This is a genomic window from Mycobacterium sp. (assembly GCF_032161845.1).
GTDB lineage: Bacteria > Actinomycetota > Actinomycetes > Mycobacteriales > Mycobacteriaceae > Mycobacterium.
This window is the reverse complement of the sequence record NZ_JAVRQA010000203.1, coordinates 1-2,513: the sequence shown is the minus strand read 5'-3', so window position 1 is coordinate 2,513 and position 2,513 is coordinate 1. Positions and strand designations below refer to the sequence as shown.

General features: G+C 67.2%; 3 protein-coding genes. All 3 read right to left on the bottom strand.

Going from position 1 to position 2,513, the window contains the following annotated elements; all coding sequences use genetic code 11:
* The coding region (gene lipE / locus QOD90_RS12065) for a lipase LipE (RefSeq protein WP_526349925.1) at window positions 1–1,107 on the bottom strand (1,107 nt) is incomplete at its 3' end.
* Complete coding sequence (locus QOD90_RS12060) at window positions 1,104–1,589, bottom strand: peroxynitrite isomerase (protein ID WP_526349923.1); 486 nt, start codon at window positions 1,587–1,589, stop codon at window positions 1,104–1,106. The genes lipE and QOD90_RS12060, both read right to left, overlap by 4 nt.
* Before the next feature lie 22 nt (window positions 1,590–1,611).
* The gene (locus tag QOD90_RS12055) at window positions 1,612–2,445 is read right to left on the bottom strand and encodes an alpha/beta fold hydrolase (protein WP_526349921.1); all 834 of its coding nucleotides are present in this window, start codon (window positions 2,443–2,445) and stop codon (window positions 1,612–1,614) included.
* Window positions 2,446–2,513 lie beyond the last annotated feature (68 nt).

Below are 2,513 nucleotides of genomic sequence, written 5' to 3'. Positions count from 1 at the left end.
AGCGATGTCGACCAGACCGGTGTTGCCGAACGCGGCGGGCTCGTCACGCCCGAACGGTCCGAATCGCTTGGAGCCGAGCATGTATCCGGTGCCCCAGCGGATCGGCATCAGGCCGGTTGCGACGTCGGGACGCAGTCGGCGGGCCTGCGCCGTTGCGGCTCGCAGGGTGTCCGGCCGCATGACGTGAACTCCGTCGAGTTCGCCTCCGCGACGCAGTATTTCGGCGAACCGGGACAGCTCGTCGGCGTTGGAGACGGCGTTGGACGACGGGACCACGCCGGTGAGAAATTGGGGGGTATTGCTGTAGGGGATGATCTGGTGCATCGTTCCGCCCACCGCAAGGCGGAAGGCCGCCGCGATGGGTGCGGGCAATGGCTTGCCGGTTGGATGGCTCGGCGCTACGAGCGGAACGTCCTGCGGCGCAACGCCATAATTGGTCCAGCGGAAGCCGAGCGGGTCGAGGATCTCGTCGGCGAGGATGTCGCGGATGCCCTTTCCCGTCGCGGCGGAGACGATCTCCCGGACCAGCGGACCCCAGGTGACGGCGTGATAGACGTGCACCAGGCCCGGCGGGTAGATGGGCCGCAGGTTGCCGAGCATCTCGCGGGCGTACTCGCTGTCGTTCATGCGCTTGAGGTCGGGCTTGGGTCCCGTCGCGAAGGGCACGCCGGCGCTGTGCGTCATGACGTGCCGGATGGTGGTGCGGTCCTTGCCGTGGCTGGTGTAGGTGGGCAGGTAGTCGCAGACCCGATCGTCGAGGGAGAACACCCCGCGTTCGACGAGCATGTGGACGACCGTCGTCGACATCATCTTGGCCGCCGAGTACACGCAGAACGGCGTATCGGTGCCGACGACGATCTTCTCGGCGTCCGGCGAGTCCTCGGGACCGTTGCCCCAGCCATGCCCGATTGCTCGGTTCAGCACGACCTTCCCCTTGACCCGCAGGCACACCTGGATCGCCGGATGCATCCCGGCGGCGTACCAGTGCCGCGTGGTCTGCCAGATCCGCTCGATGGCCGCCGGGTCGACGTCGGAGTGATCTTCGTCGGCGACCGTGGTGACGGCGTCGAGGTCGGACGGGACGCGGATTCTGCCGTCTGCCGTCATGCCTGCTGCCTGTGGAGCGTGGCGGACAGATGGTGCTGCAGCGGCTGGCCGACGGCCCCCATGCGCATCGTATAGGTCAGCTGGTCACTGACGATGTGAAGGGAACGCCCAAGCGTCGCAACCTCTTTGGCGGACGCGCTCAGCCCGATGGTCGTCGCGGTCAGCTCCATGTCGATCGAGGAACCGGTCACCGACAGCGTGCCCTCCAGGATCTCGGTGATGCCCGTCGGATGGGCGAGGATCAGCTCCACGCGTCCCGGAGCCGGCATGCGGAGATAGCCGGTCTCGGCGTGCAGCGGCCTGCCGTCGTCGACGGCCTTGGTCCGCTGGCCGTAGCTCAGGAACGGCTTTCCGACGTGGCCGAACGTCACTTCTTCGAGGTACTCGAACGGCTCGATGGTGGGGTACTCGCCAGCGCCTTTGCCCGCCCAGGTGCCAAGCAGAGGAGCCAGCGCGGTGACGCCGGGATGCAGATCGGGCACGCGGTCAGGGTACTTGGCCCCGTCAGCTCTCCTTGATGCGCTCGGCGATCAGTTCGGCCAGACGATCCGGCTGCTGATCGGGAATCCAGTGCGAGCCGTCGAGGATCTCGAACCGATAGGGCCCCGTCACGTACTGCTCGGTGAGGTCCGCAGCGCGGCGGCTCAGCGCGATGTCGCCGGTGCTCCACACGTACGTCGTCGGCACCGATACCTTCGCGTTGCTCGCCTTGTCCTGGAACGCGATCGCGCGGTACCAGTTGAGGCCGCCGGTCAGTGCGCCCGCATCGACGACGTCGGTCTGGACCTGCTTGATCCCCTCGCTGTCCATTCCTGCGGCGGCCAGGAAACGGGGCAGCAGCTTGGGAATGCGACGGACGGCGACTTCGGGCAGGCGCGGAATGTTGAACAGCAGCATGTAGTACGACTTGAGTGCCTGATTGCTGCTGAGAAACGACCGTTGGAACGCCGCGGGATGCCCCACTGAAACGGCGGTCAGCGACTTCAGCAGCGTCGGCCTGCTCGCGGCCGTCGCCCACGCGACGGCGGAGCCCCAGTCGTGCCCGACCAGATGCACCTTCGACCCGATCGCGTCGACGAGTGCCGCGACGTCGCCGGTCAGGGCGCTCAACCGATATGGCCGACGTCCCGTCGGTCGCGCGGCCGGCGCGTAACCGCGCTGGTCGAACCTGAGCGTCCGGTAGCCGGCCTCGTTGAGCTTCGCGCACACCGCATCCCACGACTTCGACGTCTGCGGGAAGCCGTGCAGCAGTACGACGGGCTCGCCTTCGAGCGGCCCCTCGTCGGTCACCGGGAAGGTGAAGCCGTCGTTGGTGAACTCGAGGATTCGGTCAGGCATTCTCGCTCCGATCGGTCTGGTGCAGCAAGGTCATGAGGAACGGTATACGGGCCGCGTCGAGCTCGGGC

What these genes read in the sequence shown, in the direction of transcription:
- QOD90_RS12055 (WP_526349921.1), bottom strand. Translation starts at nt 2,445, where the DNA reads ATGCCTGACCGAATCCTCGAGTTCACCAACGACGGCTTCACCTTCCCG.